The sequence below is a fragment of the Arthrobacter sp. MDT2-3 genome (assembly GCF_059090465.1).
The window spans coordinates 349,598-365,763 of the sequence record NZ_JBNHFS010000002.1 but is presented as its reverse complement, the minus strand read 5'-3'; the positions used below and the strand labels follow the sequence as shown (position 1 = coordinate 365,763).

Genomic DNA, 16,166 nt, shown 5'->3' with positions numbered 1-16,166 from the left:
TACCTAGTTGGGAGGGAAAGACGTGAACTCGGCGTGGGCACCCAGTCGCTTGGCCATGATGTCAATGGCCGGCTGGTTTTGGTCCACGCACACGAACTTCCGGCCGAGTTTCGCCGAGACGGCGCCGAGCGTGCCGGAACCCGCAAAGAAGTCCAGGCACCAATCTCCGGGCCGGCTTGACGCAGCCACGACGCGCCGGACAAGCCCTTCGGGCTTCTGCGTGGGGTAGCCGGTCTTTTCCTTGCCGGTGGGGGAGACGATGGTGTGCCACCAGACGTCGGTGGGCAGCTTGCCCAGCTCGCGCTTGGCGGGCGTGACCAGCCCGGGCGCCATGTAGGGTTCCCGGTCCACCTCGGCGCTGTCGAAGTGGTACTTGGCCGGGTTTTTCACGTAGACCAGGATGTTGTCGTGCTTGGTGGGCCAGCGGTTTTTTGCCCGCGCGCCGTAGTCATAGGCCCAGATGATCTCGTTCAGGAAACACTCGCGGCCGAAGATGGCGTCCAGCATCACCTTGGCGTAGTGCACCTCGCGGTAGTCCAAGTGCAGGTAAAGCGTGCCGTCCTCGGCCAGCAGGCGCCAGGCCTCGACGAGCCGTGGTTCCAGGAAGGACCAGTAGTCGCTGAACGCGTCGTCGTAGCGGTGCAGCGCTCCCTTGATCGTGTCGTAGGAGCGCCCCTTGAAACCTACTCGGTCACCTGTGCCGTCGGCGTTGGCCACCATGGTGGTCTGCTGGCGCAGCTGGGCCCTGCCGGTGTTGAACGGCGGATCCACGTATATCAGTGTGAAGGCGCCGTCCGGCAGCGAGGGGAGGAACTCCGCGTTGTCAGCGTGTACCACCAGGCTGCTGCCGTCCGGCGCCCAGACAGTGTCAGTCATTGAGGGGGTTAGGCCTCGGTGCTGCCAGGCTGTGCCGCTGTGTCGCTGCCGGCCACTACCTCGCCGTTGCGGCGGCGGGTGCGTGTACGGGAACGGCGGGCACGTGAGGGCTGCTCGCCCTCTGATGCGGGTGAGGCCGCGGCCGGGGATTCGGCGGCAGCTGTGGGGGCTGCAGCGGAATCTGACGTACGACGGCGGCGCTCCCCGGTGCGGGCTGCTGAGTCACCGCTGCTGCGGCTGTCGTCGCGGTTTCCGCCCCTGCTGTCGCGGCCCCGGCTGCTGCGGTCCCGGCCGTCGCGTTCGCGTGACGGGCCACTGTCACGGCCGCCGCGGCTGTTCTTCTTGCCGGTTTCGCCCAAGTCTTCAAGTACCTCGGCGTCGACTCCGGCAAGGATGCGCTTGTCACGCGGCAGGCGGCCCTTGGTGCCTTCGGGGATGTCCAGGTCCTCGTAGAGGTGCGGTGAGGAGGAATAGGTCTCGATGGGCTCCGGCACGCTCAGGCCCAGGGCCTTGTTGATGAGGCTCCAGCGCGGCATGTCATCCCAGTCCACGAAGGTCACCGCGGTGCCCTTGTTGCCGGCCCGGCCGGTGCGGCCCACGCGGTGCAGGTAGATCTTCTCGTCTTCCACGCACTGGTAGTTGATGACGTGGGTGACGTCGTCAACGTCAATGCCGCGCGCCGCGACGTCGGTGGCCACCAGGACGTCCACCTTGTTATTGCGGAAGGCACGCAGTGCCTGTTCACGGGCGCCCTGGCCCAGGTCGCCGTGGATGGCGGCAGCCGCGAAGCCGCGGTCCACAAGCTCCTCGGCCACCTTTGCGGCGGTGCGCTTGGTCTTGGTGAAGATAATGGTGCGGCCGCGGCCACGCGCCTGCAGGATGCGGGCCACAACTTCGGTCTTGTCCATGCTGTGGGCACGGTAGATCAGCTGCCGGATATCGCGCTTGGTGAGGCCCTCGTCATCGGGATCAGCGGCGCGGATGTGCGTGGGCTGCGTCATGTAGCGGCGGGCCATCGCAATGACGGGCCCGGGCATGGTGGCGGAGAACAGCAGGGTCTGGCGTACTGCCGGCGTGCCGGCAATGAGGGTTTCCACGTCCGGCAGGAAGCCGAGGTCCAGCATCTCGTCAGCTTCGTCCAGGATGACGATTTTGACGTTCTTCAGGCTCAGGTGCTTCTGCTTGTAAAGGTCGATGAGGCGGCCGGGTGTTCCCACCACGATCTCCACGCCCTTCTTCAATGCCTCCACCTGCGGCTCGTAGGCACGGCCGCCGTAGATGGTAGTGATGCGGGCGTTGCGTTTGCGGGAAGCGGTCTGCAGGTCATTGGCCACCTGCACGGCGAGTTCGCGCGTAGGGACGATGACCAGGGCCTGCGGGGCGCCGGGAACCGGGAGCTTGTCGTAACCGGGGTCGTCCTGGCCCACCACGCGCTGGAGGGCGGGGATGCCGAAGCCGAGGGTTTTGCCGGTACCGGTCTTGGCCTGGCCGATGATGTCGTGGCCGGACAGGGCCACCGGCAGGGTCATGGCCTGGATGGGGAAGGGGTGGGTGATCCCGGCGTCGGCCAGGGATTCCACGATATCGGCCCGGACGTTGTAGTCCGCGAAGGACTTCTCCGCGATTTCGTGGGGCTTCTCGTCCGAGATGATGGTTTCTTCCGGCTCGATGGTCTCGGTGCCGGTCTCGTCGGTCAGAAGCTGGTGGGTATGCAATTCACTCACTGTGGAGTTTCCTTATTCATTTGGGCAGTGGCGCTGCCTGCTCAACGGGCCGGCCAAAGGCTGTTCCGGAGCACGCTCGGGCGCACAAGCAATTCCAGTGGAAGCCGATCGCGGGCTATCTAAATGCTGGCACTGGTGACCAGCGGGTGTATCTCAAGATCGCGTAGGGGCGGGCTTGTTGGTTTCAAATCAAGGAAATCAACGACCGGGCATCCATATCTACCTCTTCAGTCTAGCCGCAGGCGGCCCAAATCCCGGCTTTCCCGGCCGGGTGGCACTTTGCCGCACTACTCCACGAGTTCGAAATGGACTTCCCGCGTCACGATATCCGAGGAGACCAGCCGGACCCGGACCTTGGTTCCGGACACCAGTTCCCCGGCGCAGCGGGCGGTCACAGCGGGGTCTGCAATCTGGATGACTCCCGAACTGCCGTTCCCGTTGCCGTTCTTCCCGTTGCCGCTGCCGTTTTTGCCGTTTTCCTTTTGCGGCTTGGACCCGGAAATCACGATTGCGTCGAAATCCTGCCCGATGTGGTTAACCAGCAAGGCGGCCTCCACGGTGTCCAGGGCCATGCGCTCCATCCGTGATGCCAGCTGGTCGGACCCGGCCATGATCTCGGGCAGCGACTGAAGTGCCTCCCGTGCCCAGGCCGGTACATTGCCGCCGTTACTCAACGCCTCGCAGATCACCAGGACAAAGCGGTCCACGAGGCGGCGCAGGGGAGCGGTGGTGTGGGCATAGGCGGCACCAATGGCGGACTGGACTGCGTCCTCGGGGACGGCACCGTCAAAAGCCGTATAGGCGGCGCCACGGAACAGCATGCCGGCCGAATGCAGAATGGCAAGCTGGCGGGGATCGGTGGAATCGAGGCTGCGCAGGTATTCGCCGTAGCTGACCTCACCGTCCCAGGGCTTGCCAAGGGCCTCTGTCTGCAGCCGGAAATGATTCAGGGAGCGCTCGTCCGGGGACGGCATGGTGCGCAGGATGCCCACTTTTCCCGCCAGCATCAGGCCCGCCGCCGCCATTCCGGTCATGAGGGATATCTGCGCGTTCCAGTCCTCCACCGGAAGCTGGGGAGCGGCGGCAATCCGATAGCCGCCGTCGGGAAGCTGGACGATCTCCTGTTCCGGCATGTTCAGGCTGGCACCGCCGCGCGCCCGTTCCAGGTCCACGCGTTTGAGCCCAACTTCCTTAAGGAGCTGCAGCACCGGCGAGGCCGTACCGGCGTCGAGCTCCGCCTGCACTCCTTTATAGCTGAGCTTCGCGCGGCTGCGCATCCGGGCCCGCTTTACGGCCACGGACGTCACCTCGGCGGCGCTGTCCAGGCGGAAGTCCCAGACAAACGCAGAGCAGTCCTGCCCGGGAAGGAGGCTCCCGGCCTCTTCGCTGATGACTTCTGGATGCAGCGGGATTCGACCGTCCGGGGCATAGAACGTCTGGCCCCGGCGGCGTGTTTCCGCGTCCAGGGGCCCGCCGGGGGCAACAAATGCGGGCACATCGGCGATGGCGTACAGCACGTGGTAGCCGTCGCCGTCGGCTTCAATAAACAGCGCCTGGTCCAGGTCGGTGGACGACGCCGGATCGATGGTGATGAATTCGACGCCGGTGAGGTCGTAGGCAGGGAGCTGCAGGGATTCGACTGCCGCTTTCGCGTCAGCCACCGCCTCGTCGGGGTAGGCGCCCGGCAGCTCCAGCTCGGTCCTCAGGGCACTCAGCGCTTCCTCAAGCGCGTTGTTGTGCTCGTGGACGTTGGGGGCCAGCCGATGGTGTGACACGAAAATCAGCCTAGCCGGAATCGGCGGCATAGTGCAGGCATCCGGCCCGGAGCGGCGTTGTCAGGAGTTTGGGGCATCCAGGGCGGCGAGCAGTGCAGCGGCGGCGGCTGCGGGATCGTCCGCTTCCGTAATGGCCCGCACCACCACAATCCTGCGTGCGCCTGCGTCCACCACCTGCTCCACGTTGCCGTGGTCAATGCCGCCGATCGCGAACCAGGGAACACCGTCGTCGGACTGTCCCTCCTGCTCCGCCGGCCGGGCAGCGTCGGCGGCATACTTCACCAGCTCCAGTCCCGCCGCTGCCCGCCCCGGTTTGGTGGGCGTTGCCCACACCGGTCCGACGCAGAAGTAGTCCAGCCCGGCGGGGCGGGCGGCCGCACCGAGCGCCGCGTCCACCTGGGCGGGGGTGTGGCTGGACAGGCCGATGGCGGCGTTGCCGTTGAGCAGGGTGCGTGCAGCGTCCAGGGGCAGGTCCTTTTGGCCGATGTGGAAGACGGGTGCCCCGGACAGCACCGCAATGTCGGCGCGGTCGTTGACAGCCCAGAGCCGGCCGTGCCGCTCTGCCGCTTCCTTGAGCACCGCCAGGAGTTCCAGCTCCTCTCCTGCTTCGATGGCCTTGTCGCGCAGCTGGATGATGTCCACCCCGCCGGCGTACGCTGCGTCCACGAACTGGCCGAAGTCGCCGCGGTCCCGGCGGGCGTCGGTGCAGAGGTAGAGGCGGGCGGCGTTGACGCCGTTGCTGATCTTGGCGCTGCTGAGTACGTCGGTGCCGGCGGCAGGGGTGTGGGACACATTCATGGGGGAAAGCCTAGTTCCTCTACACTGGCCTCGTACTGCGGGAGCCCGCGGCAGCTGTCACAAAGCGCCGGGCTGAGAGGGCGTCAGAGCCGACCGCTTGACCTGATCCGGCTAATACCGGCGTAGGGAAGGAGACACATGCGCGCATCACCAGAGCCCCTGGCCGTGGATGCGGCCAACACCATCCACGCTGATGTGGCGGTGATCGGCGGTGGAGTGATCGGCCACGGCATTGCGTGGGAGGCGAAGCGTTCCGGCCGTTCCGTGGTGGTGATCGATGACGCACCGGGTTCGGGGGCCAGCTGGGCCGCCGCCGGGATGCTTGCCCCGGTGAGCGAGCTGCACTACCAGGAGGAGGATCTCCTGGAATTCATGCTGGATGCCTCGTCCCGCTGGCCGGCTTTTGCCGGCGGCCTCACCGCTGCGTCAGGAACAGATCCGGGATACATTACGACGCCGACCCTCGCCGTGGGTGCCGACGCCGCCGACCGCCGCGCCCTGATGGACCTGCGCACCGTCCAGCAGGCCAGCGGCCTTTCCGTTGAGCCGGTAACTGTCCGGGACGCGCGACAACGGGAACCCCTGCTCAGCCCGGGGATCGCCTGCGCGCTGGACACTCCGGCCGACCACCAGGTGGATCCGCGGCTGTTGGTGGCGTGCCTGCGGGCCGCCTTGGCTCATGGCATGGACGACGGCGGCGGGAACAGGGACAAAGTTGCGGCCCGCGGTACTGCAGCAGCCGGCGTCGTCGGCGGGTTTGCGGTAGCGGCCAAGGCAACCGGGCTGCTGTGGCACGGGGGAGCTGTTGCCGGCGTGCGCCTGGCGGACGGGGGAACGGTGCTGGCCGCCGAAACGGTGGTGGCGAACGGGCTGCACGCGGCAGCTCTTGAAGGGCTACCCCCAGGGCTGAACCTGCCAGTGCGGCCCGTCCACGGGGACATCCTCCGCCTGGCAGTGCCCCGGCACCTGCAGCCCCTGGTGACGTCCACGGTCCGCGGGCTGGTGCACGGCGTTCCCGTCTATATCGTTCCCCGCAGGGACGGCACGGTGGTGATCGGGGCAACCCAGCGTGAAGACGCGCTGTCCGCCATGGACGCCGTTTCCGCCGGGGCCGTGTACCAGCTCCTCCGCGACGCGCAGGTACTGGTTCCCGCCGTCGCCGAACTCGAACTGCTGGAATGCACTGCACGCGCCCGTCCCGGAACGCCCGACAACGCGCCGCTGCTGGGGCGGGTTCCCGCCCCCAAATCAGCGGCGGACCGGGAGCACGGGTACGTTGCCGGCCTCATCATCGCTACCGGGTTCTTCCGGCACGGAGTCCTGCTGACGCCCGCCGCAGCCGCCGTCTGCCGGGACCTTCTGGACGGCCTCGAGGACCCCCGTTGGGCAGCCTTCAGCCCTGGCCGCTTTTCCACGAGGGCAGGCGCCCGCTTAACCACGGGCTCAGCCTCCAACCACTTCCGCCACACATCGCCCACGAAGGAAACAGCATGAACATCACCTTGAACGGAACCCGGCACCCTGTGCCTGAGGGCGCCTCCATCACCGTGCTCGTCAGCCAGGTCACCGGCCGCCCCCTAGCCGCCAACGGGCAGGCAACGGACGGCCAAAAGCTTGGTGTGGCGGTGGCCCACAATTCCGAGGTTGTACCGCGCAGCCAGTGGTTTACCACCGCGCTCGCGGAAGGCGACGAGGTCGAACTCGTCACGGCTGTGCAGGGAGGCTGAGACCATGACCGAAACCATCACTACTCCAAGCGTGGCGGGCCACGATGATCCGCTGGTCATTGACGGCGTAACCCTGACATCCCGGCTCATCATGGGCACCGGCGGCGCGCCAAGCCTGGACGGCCTGGGGGCTGCCCTCCTGGCCTCCGGCACCGGTCTGACCACGGTGGCAATGCGGCGGTATTCCACGGCCGAGACGGGCTCGCTCTTCCAGCTGCTCGTGGACCACGGCATCCGCGTGCTGCCCAACACGGCAGGTTGCTTCACCGCCCGGGATGCCGTGCTGACGGCGGAACTGGCCCGTGAGGCACTGGAAACCGACTGGGTGAAGCTGGAAGTCATAGCTGACGAACAGACCCTGCTGCCGGACGCCGTCGAACTGGTGGACGCCACTGAACAACTGGTCAACAGGGGCTTCAAGGTTTTTGCCTACACCAACGACGATCCCGTCCTCGCGCTCCGGCTTGAAAACCTTGGGGCCACCGCAGTCATGCCGCTCGGGGCGCCGATCGGCACCGGACTGGGCATCCTGAACCCGCACAACATCGAGCTGATCGTTTCCCGCGCCTCGGTTCCGGTGGTCCTGGATGCCGGCATCGGTACCGCCTCGGACGCGGCCCTTGCCATGGAGCTGGGGTGCGACGCCGTGCTGCTGGCTACGGCCGTAACCCGGGCGCAGAATCCTGCCCTGATGGGGGAGGCCTTCAAACATGCGGTGATCGCCGGTAGGCTGGCGAAAGCGGCGGGCAGGATCCCGCGCCGCGAACATGCACTGGCGTCGTCGGCCATGGAGGGCCGGGCAGAGTTCCTGTAGCCCGCTCCCGGTGCCGCTCCGCCAGCCATAAGGTGAGGAGCAGCCATGGCCGGCAAGGACATTCTTTCTCCCGAGCGGCTCGAGGACGCACTGGCCGTCCTGACGGACTGGCGGTACAGCCAAGGTGCGCTGGTGACGGTGTACAAGGTGCCGACGGCGGCTGCCGCACTTGAGCTGATTGCCGCCGTCGGGCGCCTTGCCGAAGAACAGAACCACCACCCGGACCTGGACTGGCGCTACAACCGGGTGTTCCTCCTTTACACCTCGCATGACGCCGGGGGAGAAGTCACCGCCCGCGACGTGGGCGCGGCGGAGGCAGTGAGTGAAGCCGCCGCCGCGGTCCATGCGGTAGCCGAACCGGCCAGGCACCCAGCAGCCGCTTAAACAACTGTGACCACCACCCCGGAGGGCGGTGGTCACAGGCGTGTTTGGTGTGCGCGGCGGGGGTCTTTCCGGCTAAAGCTTCAGCGCCGCAGTAAGCCGTTCCAGATCATGCCTGGCCCGCGTACGGCCAAGGTACAGGACCACGGCAACTGCCGCTGCTGCGCCCAAAACCATGGGCAGGACCCACGGCAGCCAGGTCATGCCCGGCAGGTAGCCGAAGCCTGCAGCCATCAGGATGATCCAGGCGACAGCTCCCACACCCACGGCAACGCCGGCCGGCAGGACAACACCGTATTTTGTGTGCCGCTTGTCGTTGGCCCAGACGATGAAACCTGCGGCTGCTGTCACCAGCACCACAATGGTCAGCGAAAGCATGGCTCTCCTTGGAATGCTCGCCCCTCAGCGGGGAACGGGGCTAGAACTGGCCGAAACCTACGCGGCGCTGTTCCTCGGCACCGATTTCTACATAGGCCAGTGCCTTGCCGGGAACAATGATCAGGCGTCCCTTGTCATCCTTTAGGCGCAGTTCGCTGCCGCTGGTGATGGCTTCCTCTACAACCTTGGCTACGGAGTCCGGATCCTCGACCGATTCCAGCACAATTTCGCGGCCAACATTTTGAACGCCGATCTTAATTTCCACAGGGGGCCTCCCAGCCGGTTCACGTTACTCGGGTTATGTCTTATTTGTAGTCTAGGACTCTTTGGGGAAGCGAGAGATTCCGCGCCAAGCTAAACGGTAGATGAGGTCGCTGGCCACATCGAGGTCCAGGTTCCCGTCGGTTTCGAGCCAGTAGCGGGCGCTGACCTGAGCCATCCCGGCGAGCCCGCGGCCCAGGAGCTCTGCCTCCAGGTGGGGAAGCTTGGTGTCCTCGGCGATGACGTGTGCAATGGCGTCGGCAAATGTCCGGTTAAAGGTCTCCAGCCGTGAGCTGACATCCGGATCGTTGATGAGGTCGGATTCGAAAACGAGCCGGTGGGCCTGGTCATCGTTGGCGATGAACCGGAAATAGGCCCGCATCACGGCCTGCACGCGTTCGTCGTTGTCAGTGGTGGAGTTCAGCGCCCCCAGCATCAGGTCCGTCAAGGAGGCCAGGTGGCTTTCGAGCAGGGCCAGGTACAGCTCCCGCTTTGAGGGGAAGTGCTGGTACAGGACCGGTTTGCTGACGTGGGCTGTCTCTGCGATTTCGTCCATGGCGGCGCCGTGATAGCCGTTGGCAACGAAGACTTCCTGTGCTGCGGAAAGAAGTTGTGCGCGTCTCTCATCCCGGGGAAGCCGGGCGGACCGTTGCCCGGCGGGGCGGGAGGCGGTTTGCGGTTCGGCTGCGGACGGGCGGTCAGCCCGTGCTTCATGGACCACAGTTGTCCTTCTTTCCCTTGCAGTTACCCCCACTCTACGTCGGGGTAATATGACCGGGCGGTATCCCGGGGCATACATTGAAGTATGGCTTCGACATTCTCCGCAAATGTTTCGACTATTTCACTGCCTCCGCTGGTTGAACCGGCCGGTGAGCTCACTCCTGACGAGGTGGAGCGCTACTCGCGGCACCTCATCATTCCCGAGATCGGCGCACTGGGGCAGCGGAGGCTCAAGAATGCCAAAGTACTGGTGATCGGCGCCGGCGGGCTCGGGTCCCCGGCGCTGCTGTACCTTGCGGCCGCGGGGGTGGGGACGCTGGGGATCATCGACGACGACGCGGTTGACCTCAGCAATTTGCAGCGCCAGGTCATCCACGGCGTGGCTGACGTTGGCCGGCCGAAGATCGAGTCGGCGCGGGACGCCATTGCTGCCCTCAACCCGCTGGTGGACGTCCGGCTGCATAACGTCCGGTTGGACGCCTCCAATGCCCTGGAGCTGTTCGCGGACTACGACCTGATCCTGGACGGCGCCGACAACTTCGCCACCCGCTACCTGGTCAACGACGCCGCCGCCATCCTGGGCAAGCCCTACGTCTGGGGCTCCATCTTCCGCTTCGACGGGCAGGTGAGCGTCTTCTGGGAAAAGCACGGACCCACCTACCGTGACCTCTATCCTGAGGCGCCGCCGGCAGGGTCTGTCCCTTCCTGCGGTGAGGGCGGGGTGTTCGGCATGCTTTGCGCTGCGGTGGGGTCGCTGATGGTGACTGAGGCAGTGAAGCTGATTACCGGCGTCGGACGCTCGCTGCTGGGCAGGGTGGCCCTGTTCGACGCCCTGGGCGGCAGCTGGCGCGAGATCCGCGTCTCCAAGGACCCGGCTGCCGAGCCGATCACGGAGCTGACGGACTATGAGGCGTTCTGCGGCATTACGCCGGCGGCGCAGGCGGACACTGAACACACCGTCACAGCTACCCAGCTGGCCACCATGCTCGCGTCCCGGAAAGCCGGCCTGAAGGACTTTGAGCTCGTGGACGTCCGGGAGCCCGGCGAATACGACATTGTAAGGATCGACGGCGCCGTACTCATCCCGCAGGGACGGATCCTTGCCGGGGAAGCGTGGCAGGAGCTGCCGCAGGACAAGGACATTGTGTTCCTGTGCAAGGCCGGGACCCGCTCGGCGAACGTCCTGGCGGCGGCACAGAAGGCCGGCTATCAGCGGGTCAGCCATCTCGACGGCGGCATCCTCGCCTGGGTCCGCGAGGTGGAACCCAACAAGCCCGTCTACTAAGCCCGGGCTCGCCCACCCCAACGCGCCATCACTTCCGCACCCTTTTGAACGGACGCTCTCTCACTTGACGCGCCTTTTCAGAGGACGCTCTCTCACTTTCCTTTGGGAGAGTGAGAGGGCGTGGGTGGAAAGGGCACATTAAGTGAGAGAGCGTTGCCCAGAAGCGGGCAGGTGGTGGTGGGGCGTTGGCTGGTCAGGCGCTTTCGAGGCCCTGGTGGTCCACCGGGCACTCGGCCTGGGGAACGGCGCGGGCTGCCGGCTGCTCCACAGTAATGCCGTAGAGGGCCTCCAGCGCGGCAACGTACTCGTCCTGCTGGCCGTTGGCCGCGAGCTCGCGGGCGCGCACGGTGGGAACGTGAAGCAGCTGCTTGACCATGCGCCGAAGTGCGAACTCCACCTCTTCAGCTGCCGCCGTGCAGCCGTGCCGGGCACGGACCTTCTCCATTTCCGCGTCCAGGACGTTCATGGTGTGCCGCCGCAGTGCAACGATCGCGGAATCCACGGACCGGGCCTCCCGCTCCTGCTCGAAGGCCTTGGCTGCGCCGCTGACGATGCCGCTTGCCTGGGCCAGTGACTCAGCCTGTTCCTGCGGTGCGGCGAGGCGCACGGATTCCAGGGTCAACAGCTCAACGCCTTCCAGCTCGCCCACGCCGGGGTCGAAATCATGGGTAAGGGCCAGATCGATGGCAATCAGTGGCTGTGGCGAATCTGCGCGCACGAGGGCGAGTTCATCGGCTTCCACCCGGGTGTCCGAGCCGCTGCAGCCGATCATCACGTCCGCCGCAGCCACGGCAGGACGCAGCGTTTCCTCGTCAAGGGCCGTGCCGCCGCGGGTGGCCACAAAGCCTTCGGCGCGGCCTGAGGAAGAGAAGACGGAGATATCGGTACAGCCCCGCTCACGCAGCAGTGCCATCGTGGCGCCGGCGTAGGCTCCGGTGCCGAAGACCACCACCTTCTTGGCGGACCAGTCAGGGTTCTCGGAAAGGTCAGTTGCCAAATCCAAAGCCACGGAAACGATGGAAAGTCCCCGTGATCCCAGTGCGGTCTGGGCGCCGACGTCCTTGGCTGTCTTTGACGCGGCCTGGAACAGGCGCACGAGTCCGGAGCTGGCGGTTCCTTCGTGCTGGGCGGTGATGAGTGCCCGGCGTACCTGGCCCGCGATCTCGCGTTCACCGACGACGGCGGAATCCAGCCCGGCGCTGACCGCAAAGAGGTGCTGGCTTACTTCAGGGCCGGTGCGGGTGCTGAAGGAGCGGGAAACCAGCGGTTCGCTGAGTCCGCTGACGTCGCTGATCTGGGCGACAAGCGCTGCGCGGGCGGCTTCAACGTCGTCCGGGTGGGGAGCCTCACCATAGATTTCGTAGCGGTTGCAGGTGGCAAGGACAACCGCACCCGTCACCGCCGGCGATCCGGAGAGAGCGGATGTGGCGATCCCGGAGGCACCGTTGCTCAACTGAGCAACGGTCTCAAGATCGATGTCGGCGTGTGTAGCCACCAATGAAAAAAGAACCACAGCAGGTCAATCATAGCTTTTTCGTTCCTCGGTAGAACAACCGCCCGGCCCGGATGCGGCCGGCCGGCGCTGTGATTCCTGCCACGGCGGGGGAAAGGGCCCCTGGCGTGACAGCCTGTCGTTATCTTTTGCTGCTGTTTTTGGGCACAATCAAAGGCATGACTTCCAGCCCTGCCATGTCCGCTGCCGGCGCCCTCGCTGCAGACCATCCACTGGTGGATGGACGCACCGCAGACTCGCCGCTGATCACGGCCTACCGCGGCGGAAAGCCATCGCGCCGCCCCGTATGGTTCATGCGGCAGGCGGGGCGTTCGCTCCCTGAGTACCTCAAAGTCCGCGAAGGCATTGCCATGCTGGACTCCTGCCTGCGCCCGGAGCTCGCCTCGGAGATCACGCTCCAGCCGGTCCGCCGCCACGATGTGGACGCCGGAATCTTCTTCTCCGACATTGTCATTCCGCTCAAGCTGGCCGGCGTGGGCGTGGACATCGTGCCCGGAGTGGGCCCGGTCCTGGACAGGCCCGTCCGGACTGCCGCGGACGTTGCCGCCCTGCCGGAGCTGACCTGGGAGGCGCTCGAACCTATCCGCCAGGCGGTCCGGCTTACGGTAGCCGAACTCGGTAAGACCCCACTCATCGGCTTCGCCGGGGCGCCCTTCACCCTGGCGGCGTACATGGTGGAGGGCAAGCCGTCCCGCGACCACCTCGGACCCCGCACTATGATGCACGCAGACCCGGAGACTTGGCGCGCCCTCGCCAACTGGGCCGCCGATGCATCCGGCATGTTCCTGCAGGCCCAGCTGGAGGCCGGTGCCTCCGCCGGGCAGCTGTTCGACTCGTGGGCAGGCTCCCTGGGCCTGGCCGACTACACACAATTTGTGGCCCCGGCGTCCAGGCGCGCGCTGGATCATGTAAGGCACCTTGGCGCCCCGCTCATCCACTTCGGCACCGGTACCTCCGAGCTTCTCGTGGCAATGCGGGACGTAGGCGTGGATGTGGTGGGTGTTGATTACCGCCTGCCGCTGGACGAGGCCAACCGGAGGCTGGGCGGATCGGTCCCGCTGCAGGGAAACATAGACCCCGCGCTGCTGTCCGCGCCCTGGGAAATCCTGGAAGCGCACGTCCGCGCCGTTATTGCCGCCGGTGCTGCTGCGCCCGGCCACGTCCTCAATCTTGGCCACGGCGTTCCTCCCGAGACCGACCCCGCCGTCCTCACCCGGGTTGTAGAGCTCATCCACTCCATCTCGCCGGAGTAACCCGTGGCGATTCACCCGGCTGGTGCCCCGCCCGCGTTGGTGCTGGGCGGTGGGATCTCAGGTCTCCTGTCCGCCCGGGAGCTGGCCGTTGCCGGGCACCCGGTGACAGTCCTGGAAGCCGGCGGTGAGTGGGGTGGCTGCGTGGGCAGCCATGTTGTAGCGGGCCTCACCCTGGACAGCGGGGCAGAGTCCTTCGCTACGCGGTCCGACGCCGTTGCCGGCCTTGCCGGGGAACTGGGCCTTTCGGACAGGATCGTTGCGCCCCGGCCCGGCGGCGCCTGGGTCCAGCTCCCGGACGGCCCCCGCGAACTTCCCAAGACAGGCGTTCTGGGAATTCCCGCCAACCCCTGGGATCCCGAAGTCCGCAGGTCCCTGGGCCTGTTCGGCTCGCTCCGCGCTTCCCTCGATAGGATCCTGCCCGCGTCCATCGGCACGGCTGCGGACGTTGTCAGCGTGTCCGCCCTCGTCCGGGCGCGCATGGGACGCCGGGTCCTGGAGCGGCTGGTAGCGCCCGTTGTGGGTGGCGTGCACTCCGCCGACCCCGGACTCCTGGACGTCGACATGGTAGCTCCGGGACTCCGCGCAGGGCTGCGGCAGCATGGCTCCCTGGCCGCCGCTGTTGCATCCCAGCGGCGCAACAGCGCCGGACCCGCCAGGGCAGGTTCCGCCGTGGCCGGGCTCGAAGGCGGAATGCACACCCTCGTCACCGCGCTGGTCAACGATCTGCAGGACCGGGGCGTCACGCTCCTGTCCGGAAGGCGCGTAACAGCGGTCACCCGGACATCCGAAGGGTGGCGCGTTGACGCCGCGGGGGAGACGTTCGACGCCGGCCTGCTGGTCGTCGCAGTGGACGGGCCGGCCGCCGTCGGACTGCTGGAAAAGGCAGTGCCGGCAATTGCTGGACAGCAGCCCGGTTCCGGGCCTGACGTGCAGCTCGTCACCCTGGTCCTGGACAAGCCCGAACTGGACCGCCGTCCCCGCGGCACCGGCATCCTCGTTGCACCACAAACTCCCGGCGTCCAGGCAAAGGCCCTGACGCACGCCACGGGCAAATGGGACTGGCTGGCCGCCGCCGCCGGCTCCGGCAGGCATGTCATCCGGCTCTCCTATGGACGTGTTGACAGCACCGGCAACCAGCCCGGCGAACCGGATACCGACGACGGGCTCCTGGCGGCGTCGCTTCACGACGCATCGGCCTTGCTCGGAGTTGGCATCGGCCGGCAGGACGTTGTGGCGTGGGACGTTGTACGGTGGCGCGGTGCCCTGCCTTTTGCGGCCGTCGGACACCGCGCCCGGGTAACCGCAATCCGGGAAGCCTGCAACGCGGTGGGCGGCGTGGCCGTGGTAGGCGGCTGGGTAGCCGGGAACGGACTCGCCGCAGTGGTGTCCGACACGAAGAACCAAATCCGGAACCTGGCCGGCTGAACGTCCTCGCTGGTCAGGCCCGTAGAGGCACGGAAGCAGGGCTCTCCCGGACCGCCGTTGGGTGCTTTGCTGGTTTTCACTTCGCCGCCAGACATGGTTAGTGTCGATGACTATGTTTTACAACAGGTCCGATTTTTCCATGCCCCGGACCGGTATCCATGGGGGACTCCGACGCGGCGCAGCAGCTGCGGCAGTCGGGGCGGTACTGGTTCTCACGACGGGCGTCCCGGCGTCCCAAGCAAAAGAGGGAGCGCCCGGCCCTGGTGACCCCGGAGCCCCGGCGGTTGACACCAAATCCCTCCCCGTGGTGACCCCGCTGAAGGGCCAGTCAGCTGCCGCCCGGGAGAATGCGCCGGGCCAGGACCGCGAGGGGAAGAGCAACAATGGCAACGTTCCTGCGGACAACGGGAAGGGTGCGGATGCCAAGCAGCCTGCCAGCCCCAGCCCGGCTCCTACTCCTTCCGCCTCCGCAATCCCGTCTGCCCTCCGTCCCGCCGTGAAGGCCACCCAAAAGTCATCGGCACCAACACCTTCACCTTCAGCCACCGCTCCGGCGTCCCCGGTTCCGACAACCAGCGCGCCCGCAGCCAGCACTCCCACAGCCACCCGCTCCGCGACGTCTGCTCCTGCCGGCTCCGCCCCTGCAGCCAGCACTCCGACAGCCACCCGGACAGCGCCGGGTGCTGCGCCTTCGGTTCCCGCTGCCGTGCCGGAAGCCCCGGGCACCGGCACCGGCACCCCTGCTGCCCCTGATACGCCCGCAGGGGCAGGCGGGACGACACCGGCCCAGCCCGCCCCGCCCGCACCCGTTGTGGCAGCGGATCCTGCCACGCCGACGGCAGGCGAGCCCACCGCCGATGCCGCCGCAGGCGAAGCTGCTACCGCAACTGGGACGGGTGAAGTGGGCGGACAGGGCGGATATGTACCGCTTTACGCCGTGCCACGTACACAGGCGGGGTGGGCGCCGTATGCTTCAGTCCCGAACGGCAACAGCGTCCGGAGCAGCGCGGTGCTGGCTGCGCAGCCGGAGCCGAAGAGTGCCCTGGTGTGGCTTGGCTCGGGGCTGGTAGGGGTGGCTGGTGCCGCCGGACTGGTCTTCTTCCGCCTGCGAAATCCCTAGGCACGGACCTCCGGGGATCCGCAAACAACGGATGCTGCTGTGACATTGAGCACTTCTACGGGCCGTAGAACTCGCTGGTTTCGACTTGGCGGGTACGAAGGGGCAAACTTGTAACC

The 16,166-nt window shown here is 66.7% G+C and carries 16 protein-coding genes and 1 riboswitch; of the genes, 8 read left to right on the top strand and 8 right to left on the bottom strand.

Going from position 1 to position 16,166, the window contains the following annotated elements:
- Positions 1-3: 3 nt before the first annotated feature.
- The 4 genes from AC5RUQ_RS07275 to thiE all read right to left on the bottom strand — a co-directional run bounded on the left by AC5RUQ_RS07275 (position 4) and on the right by thiE (position 5,173).
- Positions 4-876 (bottom strand): DNA-methyltransferase, encoded by an 873-nt coding sequence (locus AC5RUQ_RS07275; protein WP_493946684.1) that lies wholly within the window; start codon positions 874-876, stop codon positions 4-6.
- A gap of 8 nt (positions 877-884) precedes the next feature.
- Positions 885-2,600, bottom strand: a complete 1,716-nt coding sequence (locus tag AC5RUQ_RS07270; RefSeq protein ID WP_493946683.1) for a DEAD/DEAH box helicase — start codon at positions 2,598-2,600, stop codon at positions 885-887.
- A 287-nt stretch (positions 2,601-2,887) separates the two neighbouring features.
- Positions 2,888-4,375, bottom strand: a complete 1,488-nt coding sequence (locus tag AC5RUQ_RS07265; RefSeq protein WP_493946682.1) for an RNB domain-containing ribonuclease — start codon at positions 4,373-4,375, stop codon at positions 2,888-2,890.
- 60 nt (positions 4,376-4,435) lie between these two features.
- Positions 4,436-5,173, bottom strand: coding sequence for a thiamine phosphate synthase (gene thiE, locus AC5RUQ_RS07260; protein WP_493946681.1), 738 nt, complete (start codon positions 5,171-5,173; stop codon positions 4,436-4,438).
- A 27-nt stretch (positions 5,174-5,200) separates the two neighbouring features.
- A riboswitch (TPP riboswitch) is annotated at positions 5,201-5,319 on the top strand.
- On the opposite strand from thiE, the gene thiO reads away from it, so the two are divergent.
- The 4 genes from thiO (at position 5,312) to AC5RUQ_RS07240 (ending at position 8,098) form a co-directional block, all read left to right on the top strand.
- Complete coding sequence (gene thiO / locus AC5RUQ_RS07255; protein ID WP_493946680.1) at positions 5,312-6,667, top strand: glycine oxidase ThiO; 1,356 nt, start codon at positions 5,312-5,314, stop codon at positions 6,665-6,667. (Overlaps the previous riboswitch by 8 nt.)
- Positions 6,664-6,900, top strand: a complete 237-nt coding sequence (gene thiS, locus AC5RUQ_RS07250) for a sulfur carrier protein ThiS (protein ID WP_493946679.1) — start codon at positions 6,664-6,666, stop codon at positions 6,898-6,900. The genes thiO and thiS overlap by 4 nt, the downstream gene beginning before the upstream one ends.
- Positions 6,901-6,904: 4 nt before the next feature.
- The gene (locus tag AC5RUQ_RS07245) at positions 6,905-7,714 is read left to right on the top strand and encodes a thiazole synthase (protein WP_493946678.1); all 810 of its coding nucleotides are present in this window, start codon (positions 6,905-6,907) and stop codon (positions 7,712-7,714) included.
- 45 nt (positions 7,715-7,759) lie between these two features.
- On the top strand, positions 7,760-8,098 hold the full coding sequence (locus tag AC5RUQ_RS07240) for a 4a-hydroxytetrahydrobiopterin dehydratase (protein WP_493946677.1): 339 nt from the start codon (positions 7,760-7,762) through the stop codon (positions 8,096-8,098).
- Between the two features lie 72 nt (positions 8,099-8,170).
- Here the strand turns inward: AC5RUQ_RS07240 and AC5RUQ_RS07235 are convergent, their stop codons facing one another.
- From AC5RUQ_RS07235 to AC5RUQ_RS07225, 3 genes are read right to left on the bottom strand one after another with little or no spacing between them, the layout of a single operon-like run.
- Positions 8,171-8,473: a hypothetical protein gene (locus AC5RUQ_RS07235; RefSeq protein ID WP_493946676.1), complete on the bottom strand. Its 303-nt coding sequence runs from the start codon at positions 8,471-8,473 to the stop codon at positions 8,171-8,173.
- A gap of 40 nt (positions 8,474-8,513) precedes the next feature.
- Complete coding sequence (locus tag AC5RUQ_RS07230) at positions 8,514-8,738, bottom strand: DUF3107 domain-containing protein (RefSeq protein ID WP_493946675.1); 225 nt, start codon at positions 8,736-8,738, stop codon at positions 8,514-8,516.
- Positions 8,739-8,789: 51 nt separating this feature from the next.
- Positions 8,790-9,455, bottom strand: a complete 666-nt coding sequence (locus AC5RUQ_RS07225) for a TetR/AcrR family transcriptional regulator (protein ID WP_493946674.1) — start codon at positions 9,453-9,455, stop codon at positions 8,790-8,792.
- A gap of 84 nt (positions 9,456-9,539) precedes the next feature.
- On the opposite strand from AC5RUQ_RS07225, the gene moeB reads away from it, so the two are divergent.
- Positions 9,540-10,739, top strand: coding sequence for a molybdopterin-synthase adenylyltransferase MoeB (gene moeB / locus AC5RUQ_RS07220; protein WP_493946673.1), 1,200 nt, complete (start codon positions 9,540-9,542; stop codon positions 10,737-10,739).
- A gap of 193 nt (positions 10,740-10,932) precedes the next feature.
- On the opposite strand, the gene AC5RUQ_RS07215 is transcribed toward moeB, so the two are convergent.
- Positions 10,933-12,252 (bottom strand): glutamyl-tRNA reductase, encoded by a 1,320-nt coding sequence (locus AC5RUQ_RS07215; RefSeq protein ID WP_493946672.1) that lies wholly within the window; start codon positions 12,250-12,252, stop codon positions 10,933-10,935.
- A gap of 158 nt (positions 12,253-12,410) precedes the next feature.
- Between AC5RUQ_RS07215 and hemE the strand changes: the two genes are divergently transcribed.
- The 3 genes from hemE to AC5RUQ_RS07200 all read left to right on the top strand — a co-directional run bounded on the left by hemE (position 12,411) and on the right by AC5RUQ_RS07200 (position 16,050).
- Positions 12,411-13,505, top strand: a complete 1,095-nt coding sequence (hemE, locus tag AC5RUQ_RS07210) for a uroporphyrinogen decarboxylase (protein ID WP_493946671.1) — start codon at positions 12,411-12,413, stop codon at positions 13,503-13,505.
- Positions 13,506-13,508: 3 nt separating this feature from the next.
- Positions 13,509-14,930: a protoporphyrinogen oxidase gene (gene hemG / locus AC5RUQ_RS07205; protein ID WP_493946670.1), complete on the top strand. Its 1,422-nt coding sequence runs from the start codon at positions 13,509-13,511 to the stop codon at positions 14,928-14,930.
- A 106-nt stretch (positions 14,931-15,036) separates the two neighbouring features.
- Positions 15,037-16,050: a hypothetical protein gene (locus AC5RUQ_RS07200; protein ID WP_493946669.1), complete on the top strand. Its 1,014-nt coding sequence runs from the start codon at positions 15,037-15,039 to the stop codon at positions 16,048-16,050.
- The last annotated feature ends 116 nt before the right edge of the window (positions 16,051-16,166 follow it).